The sequence below is a fragment of the Serratia sp. JSRIV002 genome, from assembly GCF_019968725.1.
GTDB classification, from domain to species: Bacteria; Pseudomonadota; Gammaproteobacteria; order Enterobacterales; family Enterobacteriaceae; genus Chania; species Chania fonticola_B.
Map to the genome: position 1 here is coordinate 3220646 of NZ_CP074143.1, position 14383 is coordinate 3235028.

General features: G+C 54.1%; 12 protein-coding genes. 4 read left to right on the forward strand and 8 right to left on the reverse strand.

Going from position 1 to position 14383, the window contains the following annotated elements:
* The first annotated feature begins 237 nt into the window (after positions 1–237).
* The gene (locus KGP26_RS15105) at positions 238–498 is read left to right on the forward strand and encodes a YdgH/BhsA/McbA-like domain containing protein (protein WP_059200936.1); all 261 of its coding nucleotides are present in this window, start codon (positions 238–240) and stop codon (positions 496–498) included.
* Between the two features lie 79 nt (positions 499–577).
* Here KGP26_RS15105 and KGP26_RS15110 read toward each other — a convergent pair whose 3' ends face one another.
* Positions 578–1507 carry a LysR family transcriptional regulator gene (locus KGP26_RS15110; RefSeq protein ID WP_094981322.1) on the reverse strand — a complete coding sequence of 310 codons (930 nt, stop codon included), beginning with the start codon at positions 1505–1507 and terminating at the stop codon, positions 578–580.
* A gap of 153 nt (positions 1508–1660) precedes the next feature.
* Here KGP26_RS15110 and KGP26_RS15115 point away from each other — a divergent pair, with 153 nt between their 5' ends.
* The gene (locus KGP26_RS15115; RefSeq protein ID WP_021806568.1) at positions 1661–1948 is read left to right on the forward strand and encodes an Arc family DNA-binding protein; all 288 of its coding nucleotides are present in this window, start codon (positions 1661–1663) and stop codon (positions 1946–1948) included.
* A gap of 55 nt (positions 1949–2003) precedes the next feature.
* On the opposite strand, the gene lapB is transcribed toward KGP26_RS15115, so the two are convergent.
* The 3 genes from lapB to pgpB form a co-directional block, all read right to left on the reverse strand.
* Positions 2004–3176, reverse strand: a complete 1173-nt coding sequence (gene lapB / locus KGP26_RS15120) for a lipopolysaccharide assembly protein LapB (RefSeq protein WP_179251656.1) — start codon at positions 3174–3176, stop codon at positions 2004–2006.
* Positions 3177–3182: 6 nt separating this feature from the next.
* A complete protein-coding gene (locus tag KGP26_RS15125) occupies positions 3183–3485 on the reverse strand; it encodes a LapA family protein (protein WP_059200939.1) in 303 nt (100 codons plus the stop codon).
* A gap of 372 nt (positions 3486–3857) precedes the next feature.
* A complete protein-coding gene (gene pgpB, locus KGP26_RS15130; protein ID WP_021182091.1) occupies positions 3858–4622 on the reverse strand; it encodes a phosphatidylglycerophosphatase B in 765 nt (254 codons plus the stop codon).
* A gap of 277 nt (positions 4623–4899) precedes the next feature.
* Between pgpB and ribA the strand changes: the two genes are divergently transcribed.
* Positions 4900–5493 carry a GTP cyclohydrolase II gene (ribA, locus tag KGP26_RS15135; RefSeq protein WP_021182092.1) on the forward strand — a complete coding sequence of 198 codons (594 nt, stop codon included), beginning with the start codon at positions 4900–4902 and terminating at the stop codon, positions 5491–5493.
* 33 nt (positions 5494–5526) lie between these two features.
* Here the strand turns inward: ribA and acnA are convergent, their stop codons facing one another.
* From acnA to topA, 3 genes are all read right to left on the reverse strand, one after another.
* Positions 5527–8199: an aconitate hydratase AcnA gene (gene acnA / locus KGP26_RS15140; protein WP_218519279.1), complete on the reverse strand. Its 2673-nt coding sequence runs from the start codon at positions 8197–8199 to the stop codon at positions 5527–5529.
* Positions 8200–8427: 228 nt separating this feature from the next.
* Positions 8428–9402 carry an HTH-type transcriptional regulator CysB gene (gene cysB / locus KGP26_RS15145; RefSeq protein WP_021181263.1) on the reverse strand — a complete coding sequence of 325 codons (975 nt, stop codon included), beginning with the start codon at positions 9400–9402 and terminating at the stop codon, positions 8428–8430.
* Between the two features lie 361 nt (positions 9403–9763).
* Entirely contained in the window at positions 9764–12373 is a 2610-nt protein-coding gene (gene topA / locus KGP26_RS15150) for a type I DNA topoisomerase (RefSeq protein ID WP_021181262.1), read from the reverse strand.
* Positions 12374–12799: 426 nt separating this feature from the next.
* Here topA and KGP26_RS15155 point away from each other — a divergent pair, with 426 nt between their 5' ends.
* A complete protein-coding gene (locus KGP26_RS15155; RefSeq protein WP_021806572.1) occupies positions 12800–13051 on the forward strand; it encodes a YciN family protein in 252 nt (83 codons plus the stop codon).
* A gap of 49 nt (positions 13052–13100) precedes the next feature.
* Here the strand turns inward: KGP26_RS15155 and sohB are convergent, their stop codons facing one another.
* On the reverse strand, positions 13101–14147 hold the full coding sequence (gene sohB, locus KGP26_RS15160) for a protease SohB (RefSeq protein WP_021806573.1): 1047 nt from the start codon (positions 14145–14147) through the stop codon (positions 13101–13103).
* Positions 14148–14383: the final 236 nt, after the last annotated feature.

The window sequence follows — 14383 nt, forward strand, 5'->3', positions numbered from 1 at the left end:
TCACGCAACCCGTTGCCGTTACGTAATGTTAACACAGCGTTGGTCATCGACTGTCAATAACGCCTTGCGCCCTTAACCCAGGGTGAGTAAAACGCGGTAAAGAAGCGTAAATTCTTAATCAAATAATTTGATTAACATGCTCAAGCCTATCCGATTTCATCCGTTTATAAATGCTATATCATTCAACACATCGAAAGCGGAAACACTTTCACCCTCAAAACCAAATTGGAGATACTCATGAAAGGCATCAAATATTTTGCAGCAGCTACCGTTCTGGTCCTAACCTCATTTGCCAGCGTTGCCGCTGAACCAGTCAGCCAGCAACAGGCACAGAGCCTGACTGAAGTTGGCGTAGTATCTGCCGGTGGTGTTACCACGCTGAGCAGCCTGGAAGCCAAGCTGGCGGCTAAAGCCAAAGCCCAAGGCGCTAGCAGCTATCGCATTGTCGCCGCCGGTGGTAACAACATGCTGCATGGCAACGCGATCATCTATAAATAAGTTCGAGTCACCCTCTAGATTATCTGAACGGGCGCTGCATAAGGCGCCCATCCCCTTCGACACCACAGCCCACCTGTTTTTATTCTGGTACCAACTTGCGACAGACATTCAGTACCAATTGCCGCAACCAACGATGAGCCGGATCCGCCTCGGCACGTGGGTGCCACAGCTGCGATATCGTAATCAGTCTGGTCGTAACCGGCAGTTCAAAAGCCCAGAGTGTCGCTACGCCCCCATCAATATTGGTCACTGGTTGATTGATAAGGAATGAGGCAGGCACCAACGCCACCAGATCGGACTCCTGAGCGACGGCCAAGGCTGCCGGGAAACTCGGTACCACGGCGGCAATGTTGCGCCGCAAACCTAGTTCAGCCAATGCTTCGTCTACCGGCCCGTAGGTACGCTCACGCCGGGAAGCGACAACATGGCCCAACGCGGCATACTGGCTGGCCTTCACCTCTGGTTCCCGCGCCAGCGGATGCCCCGCTCTTACCACACCAACGAAGCGATCCCTAAACAGCGCCTGCACGCGTATTTCCGGCCCCATGGTCCCCAAAACACCAATCTCAAGATCAACCAGACCTTCACGCAGAGGCTTTGAGGTTTTCTCTGGCTTGGGCGAAAAACGCAGGCGCACCAAAGGCGCAGCCTTGGCGGCTGCCGCAATCAGTGAAGCTCCAAATGCCTCCACAAACCCCTCATTGGCACGAATGTTAAAGGTGCGTTCCAGCGTGGCCAGGTTCAATTCTGTGGCGGATGGGCGCAGCACCGAACGCGCCGCAAATACGGCATTTTGCGTACGTTCCCGCAGCTCCTCGGCATAAGGCGTTAGCACCATGTGGCGGCCGGCACGCACCAACAAGGGATCTTCGGTAACGGTGCGTAGCCGGGTGAGCGTGCGGCTCATGGCAGAAGCGCTTAAACCAAGACGACGCGCAGCACCAGCCACGCTGACTTCAGCGAGCAGCGCATCAAGGGCGATAAGTAAATTGAGATCGGGTTCAGTCATGGCTCATAGTATCTCGGCCAAAAAAATGAGGAAAGCGTAGCGCATTGGTGTAGCCCATTTATGTTACAAAATTATTAAATTTTTATTACACACTGGACAGATCTGCACGGCTGACTTAGCTTGATGGTAACCTCCCGCGTAAAAGGCAGCAAAATGAGCGAGATATCGACACTAACCATCAAGATCCCTCTGGCACTGAAAGAGCAAATCAAGGCGATTGCCTTGGAGAACCAGCTTTCATTGAGTGCAGAGGTTTGCCAACGGCTGGAACATAGCTTCGAAGTCCCTGCCAAAGCCAGTAAGAAAGCGGCTCCGCTGCATCATGACGATATCGATAATCAGGGCACCGAAGAGGAGATTGAACAACCTCTTAGCCAGAAAGAGCTGAAGAAGCTGCGTCAACTGCTGAAAGGCGGCGCGAAAAGCGGCAAGAAAAAGTAACCCGGACAATCTTGGCGGGCGCCGCATGTGCAGCGCCCCTAGCTAACAAGCTGTTTTATTGCCCGTCCAGCCCGCGTATCGGTTTAACCGAAGACCAGGCCCGGCACGAAGGACAATGCCAGTAAAGTGAATGGGCGGTAAAACCGCATTTGTGGCAGCGATAGCGCGGTTTGGTACGGATCTGCTCGCCTACCATATCCCGTAGCAACAGCAGGCTTTCTTTGGCGCGACCGTCTTCTGCATCAGCCAGATGATAATCCATCAGGCGATAAAACACGCGCATGGTCGGATGGCGCTGCAGCTGGCGATTGATGTACACCTGTACCACATCGCTCCCTTCCCGTTGCTCGATCACTTCCGCCAGCATCAATTCTGCCGTGGCTCCGGTATTCTCCGCCACACAACGTTTGAGAAAGTCCGCCCAGTCTTGCTCTTGTTGAGGCAAATGCTGGTAGCACTCCTGCAGCATAGGTAACGCTTCGCTGACCAGCTCTTTATCTTGATCCAATACGCGCGTCAGGGTTTCTACCGCCTTGGCATACTCCTCTTGCGCCATGAAGATACGCCCAACCATGATCGACACACGGGCGCACTGTTTATCCGCCGAGGCCGCGCGCTTGAGCAGGCCCATCGCCTTGTCCAGATCGTCACTGCCCATCGCCTGCAGGGCCAGCTCACAATAAAAATGCGCGATCTCGACGCGTTGCTTTTCCTTACCCAGCTTGACCAACTTCTCTGCCACTTCGATGGCTTTCTGCCAGTCGCTGGTGGCCTGGTGGATCACCAGTAATTGCTGCAGCGCGGAAACTCGGAAGTCTTCTTCATTGATCAACTGGCTGAACATGTCCTCGGCGCGGTCATACAACCCGGCGGCCATATAGTCACGCCCCAGTTGCTGTATCGCCAGCAGACGCTGTTCGAAGGTTAAAGAAGCGCTTTCCATCAAGGCCTGATGGATGCGGATGGCGCGATCGACTTCACCACGAGAGCGGAACAGATTGCCCAACGTAAGGTGAGCTTCAACGGTATTGCTGTCCTCTTTCAACATGTCGAGAAACAGATCGACCGCTTTATCCTGCTGGTTGGAAAGCAGGAAGTTAACCCCAGCCACGTATTCACGCGACAGGCGGTTGGCTTCCTGTTGTTTATCCTGCTGAGCACTTCTGCGCCCCATGTACCAACCGTACGCGGCAGCTACAGGCAGCAACAGAAACAGCAGCTCTAACATAACAGATTATTCCTTGCTGACTGCGGGCAACGATGCCGGCTCGACAGGTGCTTCGAGCTGCAGTTCCAGCCTTTTGATTTTCCGCTCTGCACGCCCAAGAGCGATGCGTGTGCGCAGATAAAATAACCCACAAATAATCCAACCCAGCACAAAGCCAGCACCAAACAGGGTGGCCAACAGGGTTGATACCGGATATTCGCCCTGAGCAACCAAATAGTTAAACGTCACCACCTGGTCGTTATGCGCGCCCAGCGTGACTGAAGCCACGAAAATCACCAGAACCAGTAAAAAAATCAGTAAATATTTCACATTCTTTCCCGCAATGCCGAGTGAATCGGATGAACTCTACCCTCAAGGCCACAAACCGGAACCCAATACAGGGTTTGCCGCCCACGGGTAATTGCCGCTAAGTGGCGTCCCTATGACTTAAGTTAGCATTTCCCGTCGTAGCAGGGAAACCCTGGCAGACGATAAAACCGCAGATCTGCTGGGATATTCAGCAACAAATGCAGCGCCTGAGCAAATTAATGAGAAAGCTTCTCAAAATCACGAGTTTGATAAGATATGGGGGCGAAAGGACAGATTGCAATGCAGGGTAAAAACCCGAGTTGATGCGGCCCCGGGTTGGAGCCGCCATTAGTGACAACGTCACACTACGCTTTCATCACCTCTCCTGCGAAATTACTGCTCGCCTTCCCGCTCGCCGATTTCCTGCTGCTCCTGCGGTGGAATGGTGAGTGGCCCAAACCAACGCTGAGTCAACCAACTGGCCAGGGTAACCAGCAACCAGCTAATGACAATCGCCATCGCCAGATCCCGCGGCCAATGCATGCCGAGCATCAGGCGGCTCGCCATCACGCCAAATGCCCAAATCATCAACACCGCTACGGTTTTATAATGCCGCCGCGGCCACAACAGCCCAACCCCCAGCAATGCCCACATAGCGGCAAACATCGTGTGCCCTGAAGGGAACGAGAAGCCGGTTTCAAACTGCCAGTGTTTACTCAACCATTCAGGTACCAGCGCCTGGTCCAGCAACTGCTCTTTGACCAGCGCGCTACGCTGCTTCCTGTCCAGCGAGTAGAAGTATTTTTCGTCAATCTGATGGGTCGACTCCAGCCATACGACAAACGGCCGCGGTGCCTGTACCTGCTCTTTGATGGAAGATTTGATCGCCTGCCCAATCCCGATTGCCGCAGACAACAGGATGAACAGCCCTACCGCCGCTTTCAGCCGAAAGCGTAGACACCACAGAAACCAGGCCGACAGGATCAGGCTGGTGAGAATACCCCAGGGCGCAGTGACGGTTTCCGTTACCCAGAACAGCGCTTTTAACAGACCGTCATTACCGCCGGGTTGCCAGTGCCAGCCAAACAACCAGACCGCCAGCGGCAACAACATCAGCACAATCGCTCCACCCGCCGTGCGTTTTGCTATCTTTAACATCCCATTATCCTTCCACTGTGGTTAACCCGCAGTGTAACAATCTTGATAACTCAGCAAAACAAGAGAAATTAGATAGATAACTGACCTATTGTAGCAATAGGGGCGGTAAAACGCCGTATGCTGCTTTGCTGAGCACCGTTCGTCCACAAGTTATGGCAAAATAGCCGGTAATGAATGAAAAAGCGATCGTCGCCGTCTGTTTTAATGCTGGTCAGTCCCCTGTTCCAGTCGTAGGATGCACGCAGCGATTTGACAGGTAGTGTTTTTGGAGAGTGACATGCAGCTTAAACGTGTGGCGGAAGCCAAACTGCCAACACCATGGGGTGATTTTCTGATGGTGGGGTTCGAAGAACTGGCCACCGGGCACGATCATCTGGCACTGGTTTTCGGCGATATTACCGGCGAAACACCGGTCCTCTCACGGGTTCATTCCGAATGTCTGACCGGTGATGCGCTGTTCAGCCTGCGCTGTGACTGCGGTTTTCAACTGGAAGCCGCGTTGGAACAGATCGCCGAGGAAGGCCGTGGCATTCTGCTGTATCACCGCCAGGAAGGCCGTAATATCGGTCTGTTGAACAAGATACGCGCCTATGCTTTGCAGGATAAAGGAGCGGACACGGTGGAAGCCAACCATCAGCTAGGCTTTGCCGCCGATGAGCGAGACTTCACCCTGTGCGCCGATATGTTCAAACTGCTGGGGGTGGATGCGGTGCGCCTACTGACCAATAACCCGAAGAAGGTCGAGATCCTGAGCGAAGCGGGCATTAATATCTCCGAGCGCGTGCCGTTGATCGTCGGCCGTAACCCGAAGAACGAACGTTATCTGGCCACCAAGGCCGCTAAAATGGGCCACTTGCTGGACAAAAAATAACAACAAGGGCGCCTTTTGGCGCCCTTGTTCTCTCTACAGCATTTTACGGATAACGTAGTGCAGGATGCCGTCGTTCTGGTAATAAGTCAGCTCATTGCCGGTATCAATACGGCAACGGGTATTCACCACCACCTGCCGACCATCGGCATAGGTGATATTGACCGGTACCGTCTGGCCGGGTTGCAACGCCTGCAAACCACTCACGTCGATCAGTTCCTCCCCCGTCAAACCCAGCGTTTTGCGCGTTATACCCTGCGGAAATTCCAACGGCAAGATGCCCATACCGATCAGGTTGGAACGGTGGATGCGCTCAAAGGATTCCGCGATCACCACTCGCACCCCCAATAAACGCGGGCCTTTGGCTGCCCAGTCGCGGCTGGAGCCGGAGCCATACTCTTTACCCGCAATCACCGCCAGTGGTACCTGCTCCTGCTGATACTGCATGGCGGCATCATAGATCGCCATCTGATTCTGCGAAGGTAGATGGCGGGTATAACCGCCCTCCACGCCCGGAACCATTTCGTTACGGATACGGATGTTGGCGAAAGTGCCCCGCATCATTACTTCATGGTTACCGCGGCGCGAACCGTAAGAGTTGAACTCTTTCACCTCGACACCACGTTCGCTCAGGTAGCGTCCCGCCGGGCTGTCACGCTTGATGTTGCCCGCAGGCGAGATATGGTCAGTGGTCACCGAGTCTGCCAGGATTGCCAGAATACGCGCGCCGTGAATGTCCTGCACCGGATCCGGTTGCGCCTTCATGGTACTGAAAAATGGCGGATGGCGAATATAGGTAGAGTCGGCTTGCCATTCGTAGGTCGCGGAACCGGTCACCTGGATCGCTTGCCAACTGGCATCGCCATCAAACACTGCACCATATTCCTTATGGAACATTTCGGTGCTGACTTCGGCCACGGCCTGGGCAATCTCCTGGCTGGTAGGCCAGATATCCTTCAGATAGACCGGTTTCCCGTCGCGACCTACGCCCAACGCATCTTTGGTCAGGTCAACCTTCATGTTACCTGCCAGCGCATAGGCAACCACCAGTGGCGGCGAAGCCAGCCAGTTGGTTTTTACCAGCGGATGGATGCGCCCTTCAAAGTTACGGTTACCGGACAGCACGGCCCCTACGGTGAGATCCCCTTCCTTGATCGCCTGCTCAATCGGCTCGGGCAACGGGCCAGAGTTACCAATACAGGTCGTACAACCATAGCCAACCAGGTTAAAGCCCAATTGTTCCAGGTACGGCGTCAGTTTGGCGCGGTCGAAGTATTCGGTCACCACTTTGGAACCCGGTGCCAGTGAGGTTTTCACCCAAGGCTTGGTCTTCAAACCCTTTTCAACGGCCTTTTTGGCCAACAGGCCAGCGGCCATCATCACGCTCGGGTTGGAGGTGTTGGTACAGGAGGTAATGGCTGCGATCACCACCGCGCCAGCATTTAGCTCCAGGCTTTTGCCACCCAGCGTGAAGCTTTTCACTTCCTGCTTATCTTTCTGACCGCCAATTTCCAGCTCGGTCGCGGCGGTGAATGCTGTTGGCACCTGCGGTAGCGCGACGCGATCCTGCGGGCGTTTTGGCCCTGCCAGGCTTGCCTCAACCGTCGACATATCCAGCGACAGCGTGCTGGTAAACACCGGTTCATCGCCTGGATTGCGCCACATCCCCTGAGCCTTGGCATAGGCTTCCACCAATGCGATCTGCTCAGCGCTACGACCACTTAACTGCAGGTAGCTCAGCGTCACGTCATCCACCGGGAAGAAGCCACAGGTTGCCCCAAACTCTGGCGACATGTTGGCAATGGTTGCCCGGTCCGCCAGCGGTAAATCGGCCAGCCCATCACCATAAAACTCAACAAACTTGCCGACGACGCCATGCTTACGCAGCATTTGGGTGACCGTCAGCACCAGGTCGGTGGCCGTAATCCCTTCAGGTAACTTACCGCTGAGTTTAAAGCCCACCACATCCGGGATCAGCATCGAGACCGGCTGGCCCAACATGGCAGCTTCGGCCTCAATACCGCCAACGCCCCAACCGAGGATACCAAGGCCGTTAATCATGGTGGTGTGGGAGTCGGTCCCCACCAGGGTATCGGGGTAAGCAATGCGTTGGCCATTCTCTTCGGTATGCCAAACGGTTTGCCCCAGATACTCCAGGTTCACCTGATGGCAGATGCCGGTGCCGGGTGGCACCACGCGGAAGCGGTTGAAGGCCTTTTGCCCCCAACGCAGGAAGGTGTAGCGTTCGTGGTTGCGCTCCATTTCGATACGCACGTTTTCGCCAAAGGCGTCATCGTCGCCAAACTCATCGACAGTGACCGAGTGGTCAATAACCAGATCGACCGGTGATAGCGGATTCACCTGATCGACTTTCCCGCCCAGGCGCAGAACGGCCTCACGCATTGCCGCCAAATCCACCACGGCAGGCACGCCGGTGAAGTCCTGCATCAGCACCCGCGCCGGGCGATAAGCAATTTCGCGATCGGCATGGCCGGTTTGCAACCAGCCTACGATCGCCTTCAGATCGTCAACCTGTACCGTATCACCATCCACATGGCGCAACAGGTTTTCCAGTAACACTTTCATCGATTTCGGCAGCCGGTCAATATCCCCTAACTGTCTGGCCGCCAGTGGCAAACTGTAATAGTGATACTCACTACCCAGTGCTACCAGCTTATCCATACTCGTTTTACGAAGATCGGACGACATAGCTCCTCCATTTTTTATTATGTCAAACCAGGGTGATTTCTGAGGTGTTATTTAAAGATAACACAAACGCCATGTAACGTTTTGATAACAACACGTATTGATCATAACGATAGGCAAGAGCAATCAAAGGCGGGAAGCTACTGGTAGGTCAATGAGTTAGCAGGTATCAGACAATGGAAAACCGCCCTTCGGCGGTTTAAATGGTGTAATGCGGCTCAAGTTAACGGCCTATTTGGTCGGCAGTTTGATGTCCTTGAACATGGCTTCGATCTCGTCATTGGTGCGTAAAGCCACGGCGGTATCGACCACGTCGCGCGTCAGATGCGGAGCGAAACGCTGGATAAAATCGTACATATAGCTGCGCAGGAAGGTACTGCGACGGAAACCGATCTTGGTGGTGCTATAGGTAAAGATATCGCGGGCATCCACCATCACCAAATCCGGATCCTGCACCGGATCGACCGCCATGCTGGCGATCACGCCAACACCCAGCCCCAGGCGTACATAAGTCTTGATCACGTCTGCATCGGTAGCGGTAAACACGATGCGCGGCGTCAACCCCGCCCGGTTAAACGCGGTATCCAGCTCTGAGCGCCCGGTAAAGCCGAAGGTATAGGTAACGATAGGATACTCGGCCAGCTCTTCAATGGTGATGTGGCTCTTTCCCGCTAAAGGATGATCGGGCTTCACTACTACCGCCCGGTTCCAGTGGTAGCACGGCAGCATGATTAAATCGTCATACAGATGCAATGCTTCGGTAGCGATGGCAAAGTCTGCCGAGCCTTTGGAAACCGCTTCGGCAATCTGCGTTGGCGAGCCCTGGTGCATATGCAGCGATACGCGCGGGTAACGCTCGATAAAGCCTTTGATCACATTGGGCAAGGCGTAGCGTGCCTGGGTATGGGTGGTTGCCACATACAGCGAACCTTTGTCAGGGTAAGTATGTTCCCCGGCAACGGCCTTGATGGCCTCCACTTTGGACAGCACTTCGCGAGCAATACGGATAATTTCCTGGCCAGCAGGCGTCACCTGGGTAAGGTGCTTGCCGCTACGGGCGAAAATCTGGATGCCGAGCTCATCCTCCAGCATCCTCACCTGCTTGCTAATACCCGGTTGCGAGGTATAGAGACCCTCAGCCGTGGAAGAGACGTTGAGGTTATGATTCACCACTTCTACGATGTAACGAAGCTGCTGCAATTTCATATTTGAATACCATCCTAGGTTAAAACACTGCGGCTTGCCGCAGCCAGGTATCTCGGTGTTGCCCGGTATGCTTAATTCTCACAAGCCTTAAACACAGTGATTTCGCCCAGATGCTGATGAAAACGCCGTTGCTAATAAGCTTTAATCATAAAAAACGTTTTTATATAACCATTATATCATGTCGCGCTACCAAGTATAGAGCCGCTTCACAAGATGATAACGATCTTTTCGCATGATTATCAACGCCGAGCCTTGCCGATAAAAATAAGAAAAAGCAGAGAAGAATAGATCCGCCAGCCGATTTACGCCAATAAAAAACCAGCTCAGTGAGCTGGTTTTTTGCTGTTGCCTTGCGTACGGGTTACTTCTTGCCTTCAACCCATTTGCCATCAACGAAGAATGCGGACCAGCCGGTGGCCTTACCGTCTTTCTCTGATGAGACATACTGTTGCTTGGTTTTACGGCTGAAGCGCACCATCGTCTTGTTGCCTTCCGGATCGGCCACCGGCGCATCGGCCAGATAGCGCAATTTCTCCGGCAAACGATCTTTGAAGCGCAGCAACTCTTCCACTAACGGCGCACGGGTTTCGCGCGATTTAGGGAAGGTGTTGGCCGCCAGGAACACGCCTGCCGCCCCATCACGCAACACAAAGTAGGCGTCCGATTTCTCGCACGGCAACTCTGGCAGCGGGACCGGATCCTCTTTCGGCGGCGCAACTTCACCGCTGCGCAGGATCTTACGGGTGTTCTTGCAGTTTTCGTTGGTGCAGCCCATGTACTTGCCAAAGCGCCCCATTTTCAGGTGCATTTCGGAACCACATTTTTCACACTCAACGATCGGACCGTCGTAACCTTTCAGGCGGAATTCGCCTTGCTCGATTTCGTAGCCGTCACAGGCCGGGTTGTTACCACACACGTGCAGCTTGCGCTGGTTGTCGATCAGGTAGCTGTCCATCGCGGTGCCGCACTTCTGGCAACGCTTACGGGCACGCAGGGCGTTGGTTTCTGCATCATCCCCTTCCAGGATGTTCAGCACTTCCGCTTCCGGCACCAGATTGATGGTGGTTTTACAGCGCTCTTTCGGCGTCAACGCATAACCGGAGCAACCAAGGAACACGCCGGTACTGGCGGTGCGGATACCCATTTTGCGGCCACAGGTCGGACAGTCAATGCTGGTCATCACCATCTGGTTCGGGCGCATACCGCCCTCTTCAGGGTCTTTCTCGGCGGTTTCCAACTGCTCACTGAATTCGGCAAAGAATTCGTCCAGCACCGCTTTCCATTCCGCCTGGTTGTTGGCGACCTGGTCCAGGCCATTTTCCATGCGCGCGGTGAAGTCGTAATTCATCAGCTCACGGAAGTTTTCTTCCAGGCGGTCGGTGACGATCTCACCCATTTTTTCCGCGTAGAACCGGCGGCTCTCTACCCTCACATAGCCACGATCCTGAATGGTCGAGATGATCGAGGCGTAAGTAGATGGACGGCCAATCCCGCGTTTTTCCAATTCTTTAACCAGTGAAGCTTCACTGTAACGCGCCGGTGGCTTGGTAAAGTGCTGGCTCGGGATCAGCTTTTGCAGATCCAGCTCGCTGCCCACTTCCACAAACGGCAAGGTGCGATCTTCATCGCCCTTACGCAGCGCAGGCATCACCTTGGTCCAGCCATCGAAACGCAGCGTACGACCTTTGGCACGCAGCAGGAAGTCGTCCGCTTTCACCGTCAGCGTGGTGGAGTCGTATTGCGCTGGTGTCATCTGACAGGCGACAAACTGACGCCAGATCAGCTGATACAGTTTCTGCGCATCCGCTTCCATATCTTTCAGCTGTTCAGCCAATACGCTGACATCGGAAGGACGGATCGCTTCGTGCGCTTCCTGGGAGTTTTCTTTGCTGCTGTATTGGTTAGGCGCCTTCGGCAGGTACTTGTCGCCGAAGTTGTCACCGATATAACCACGCACCATGTTGACCGCGTCCTGGCTCAGGTTGGTGGAGTCGGTACGCATATAGGTGATATGACCGGCTTCATACAGACGCTGCGCCATCATCATGGTTTTCTTCACGCCGAAGCTCAGGCGGGTACTGGCAGCCTGTTGCAGCGTGGAGGTGATGAACGGTGCACCCGGTTTGCTGCTGGTTGGCTTGTCTTCACGATCCAGCACCGTATAACGGGCTTTTTCCAGCAGGTTAAGCGCGGCATGAGTCTGCTCACGGTTAACCGGTTTGAACGGCTTATCGTGGGCGTGGGTGACTTCCATCTGCAGCGCGATTTCGCCTTTCGCCAGCAGATCGGCATGCAGTTCCCAGTACTCTTCGGGTACGAACGCCTTGATGTCGCGTTCACGCTCCACCACCAGCCGAACCGCAACGGACTGCACCCGGCCAGCGGACAGGCCACGAGCAATTTTTTTCCACAGCAGTGGCGACACCATGTAGCCCACCACGCGGTCCATAAAGCGACGCGCCTGCTGTGCGTTGACACGATCGATATTCAGCTCGCCTGGCGCTTGGAACGCCTGCTGGATCGCGTTTTTGGTGATTTCGTTAAACACCACGCGGCTAAAGCGCTTGTCGTCCCCACCGATCACTTCCCGCAGGTGCCAGGCGATGGCTTCCCCTTCGCGGTCAAGGTCGGTTGCGAGGTAAATGTGGTCAGCATTTTCGGCTAACGACTTTAACTCGGCGACCACTTTTTCCTTACCGGGCAAAATCTCATATTGCGCTTCCCACCCGTGGTAAGGATCGACGCCCATGCGATTGACCAGCGCGGTCTTTTCATCTTTCTTGACTTTCTTTTTGGCTTTGTCTTTGGTTTTGTCTTCGGTTGACTCAGCGCTCTTTTTGCTAGCTGAGCCACTGGTCGGCAAATCACGGATATGACCGACGCTGGACTTCACCACGTAGTCATTACCTAAATATTTATTAATAGTTTTGGCTTTTGCCGGGGACTCAACTATTACGAGAGCTTTGCCCATAATTACCTTTACCTGAATTTAATACTTCTAAAAAGAAGCCATTTGTCTCGCCGTACCGCGGCAATTCGTATCTCTTATTTATATTGCGGTACTCTGGCAAGAGATCAACCTGTTTTTTTCTAATGGTTGCCTAACTGGTCAACCTGAACGCATTTCACCAGCCTAACCTGTTCACGCCAAACCCCAGAAGCCAGGCCAGCTATGACCTGCGTTGAGCGTAAACAAATCCTTCCACCGGAAGCCGCAAAATCCCACACTCTACCTGATAACAAACGCGACGCAACTTAATTAGCGCGGAAAACCTCATTTCGCCACGGACGGTCAAATCACTGGCTGTCCAGACGGCAATTAAACCTTAGCTGGTTTGCGGATAAACGCGAACCCGCGCTAGAATACGTTCAGAATTTTCGCTAGCAGGAGAAATAAATGCGTAACAACACTCAACCCATCGAACGAGCAGATCTGCTTACTGAAGCAAATAACATCATCCGCCAACATGAAGATTATATGCACGGCATGGTGGCCACCGACGTTGAGCAGAAAGGCAGCGTGTTGGTTTTCCGCGGCGAGTTCTTTTTAGATCCCGAGGGTCTGCCAACGGCAAAAACCACCGCCGTATTTAATATGTTTAAGCACCTGGCTCATGTGCTTTCCGAGAAATACCATCTGGTGGGTTAACCATTAAAAACGGGGCCATCAGGCCCCGTGCATTCACCGATTTACCGGCTTACAACAGCGGTTTCTCACCGCGCTGCCACCAGCGCAACAGCAGACGATCGACACTCTCTGCCGCACTGCCGGTAAAGCGATCGATCAGGCGTTTTCGGCGGGCATAGCGTACCCCCACCACTTCATGGTTTTCCATCTCGGCAATCAGCAGATCGTCACTGGTGCCGACCGCGTCAACCAGCCCTTTATCTTTTGCCTGAGTGCCATACCAATGCTCACCGGTCGCGACCTCTTCGATAGCCAATGAAGGGCGTTGCTGATGAACAAACTGTTTGAACAACTCGTGGGTTTCGTTGAGATCTTCACGGAACTTTTCCCGCCCTTGTTCGGTATTCTCACCAAACAGGGTCAAGGTGCGTTTGAACTGGCCCGCGGTGTGCAATTCCACATCGATATTGCTCTTTTGCAGCAAGCGATGGAAGTTGGGGATCTGCGCAACCACGCCGATCGAACCAATGATGGCGAACGGTGCTGCCACAATGCGGTCGGCCACACAGGCCATCATGTAACCGCCGCTAGCCGCGACCTTATCCACCGCCACCGTCAGGCGGATACCCCCCTTGCGCAGACGCTCCAGTTGCGACGCTGCCAGACCATAGCCGTGCACCACCCCACCAGGGCTCTCCAAACGCAGCAACACCTCGTCCTTAGCCGTAGCTACTGCCAACACGGCAGAGATCTCTTCACGCAGTGAGCTGACCTCATGGGCATCCATGCTGCCCTTGAAGTCCAGTACATACAGGCAAGGTTTGACGGCCTCTACCGCACCGGCCTTGGCACGCTGTTTTTTCAGCTTGTCGTCGGCCTTGTTCTGCTTTTTGAACTGCTTGCTCCAGGCCTTCTGCTCTGCCGCCCCCATGCGGGCAAGGCGCATTTCCCGCTGCATTTCACGATATTGCTCACCCAGGTCGGTAAGCTGTAGTTCCCCTTTCTGCTGGCTCTTGCGCTGCCCGAGGCTCACCGCCAGCAACGCCAGCGCGGCAATAGCAATCACCACCGTGGCAACTTTGGCCAGGAAAAGGCCATAAACAGATATAAACTCCACAGATACCGCCTTTATTTACAGTTTGTTAGTTGAGCGGGCGCAGCATGCAGCGCCCCTACGTACTTTTTAGCAAATGGCACCACGGCTGTCGCGCCTAAATGAAAATTCAGATTGATGAGCATGCGGCACACCTCTGTGCTATGGGGTTGCCCGCAGCGGTAACCAAGCCGCTATTGTACCGTTTTTGTTACAAAAGAATGCCGTTTCTGTAGGTTACTCATTGAAAATGCGATCCA

Bases quoted from the DNA above. Each gene is read 5' to 3' on its own strand.
- KGP26_RS15105 (WP_059200936.1), top strand. From the start codon at position 238: ATGAAAGGCATCAAATATTTTGCAGCAGCTACCGTTCTGGTCCTAACC.
- KGP26_RS15110 (WP_094981322.1), bottom strand. From the start codon at position 1,507: ATGACTGAACCCGATCTCAATTTACTTATCGCCCTTGATGCGCTGCTC.
- KGP26_RS15115 (WP_021806568.1), top strand. From the start codon at position 1,661: ATGAGCGAGATATCGACACTAACCATCAAGATCCCTCTGGCACTGAAA.
- lapB (WP_179251656.1), bottom strand. From the start codon at position 3,176: ATGTTAGAGCTGCTGTTTCTGTTGCTGCCTGTAGCTGCCGCGTACGGT.
- pgpB (WP_021182091.1), bottom strand. From the start codon at position 4,622: ATGTTAAAGATAGCAAAACGCACGGCGGGTGGAGCGATTGTGCTGATG.
- ribA (WP_021182092.1), top strand. From the start codon at position 4,900: ATGCAGCTTAAACGTGTGGCGGAAGCCAAACTGCCAACACCATGGGGT.
- acnA (WP_218519279.1), bottom strand. From the start codon at position 8,199: ATGTCGTCCGATCTTCGTAAAACGAGTATGGATAAGCTGGTAGCACTG.
- cysB (WP_021181263.1), bottom strand. From the start codon at position 9,402: ATGAAATTGCAGCAGCTTCGTTACATCGTAGAAGTGGTGAATCATAAC.
- topA (WP_021181262.1), bottom strand. From the start codon at position 12,373: ATGGGCAAAGCTCTCGTAATAGTTGAGTCCCCGGCAAAAGCCAAAACT.
- KGP26_RS15155 (WP_021806572.1), top strand. From the start codon at position 12,800: ATGCGTAACAACACTCAACCCATCGAACGAGCAGATCTGCTTACTGAA.